The organism is Vibrio sp. A37 (assembly GCF_059777565.1).
The window spans coordinates 1-760 of record NZ_JBLNLI010000068.1; the positions used below are offsets into that span (position 1 = coordinate 1).

1 protein-coding gene is annotated in these 760 nt (G+C 47.4%); it reads right to left on the reverse strand.

Features of this window, described 5'->3' with window-relative positions; all coding sequences use genetic code 11:
• On the reverse strand, positions 1-760 hold a 760-nt coding region (locus ACM2FC_RS23545; RefSeq protein WP_498483463.1), incomplete at both ends, for an AMP-binding protein.

Here is a 760-nt window from a genome sequence, read left to right on the forward strand (position 1 = left end):
CCGTTCGACCTAAGTACTCCAAATTGCCATCGGGCAACCAACGCACTTGATCACCAGTTTTGTACAAGCGGGTATACCCTTTATCAATGTCACTTTGCGTCGCAAATGGGTTATCGATAAACCGCTCGGCCGTGAGCTCTGGACGGTTTAAGTACCCTCTCGCTAAACCTGCCCCCCCAATGTAAAGCTCACCAGGGACCCCTATCGGAACGAGAGACTGTTGGGCATTTAACACATAACACTGTCGCGTATTAATTGGCGAGCCAATCGCTATCGTGCTGTCCGATTGACACTCCCAGGTCGTCGCAAAGGTTGTGCTCTCAGTTGGACCATAGCCATTGATAAAATGTTTGGGTGAAAAATCATCACTTATTATGTGTTGAACTGTACTCGGATTCAGTGCCTGTCCACCACTTAAAAGGTAGCGATATTGACTAAACAACGTTGGGTCTTGTTGATATAAACTGTCCAACAAGGAGGCCGTTAACCAGAGGACAGAGATGTCATGCCTCTCTGAAAACTGTCTAAGCCAATGCCCATCCACTCTAACATTCGTGTTCGGTACCACCAAAGTAGCACTGTTCAATAATGCTCCCCATATTTCAAAGGTCGCCGCATCGAATCCGGGATCGGAAAGCTGACAAAACACGTCTCTAGGGTTGATATCAACAAAGCGAGTCTGACAAACTAAAGAAACCACGTTATGATGCGTAATCATCACCCCTTTAGGCTGCCCTGTCGTCCCCGACGTATACATCAC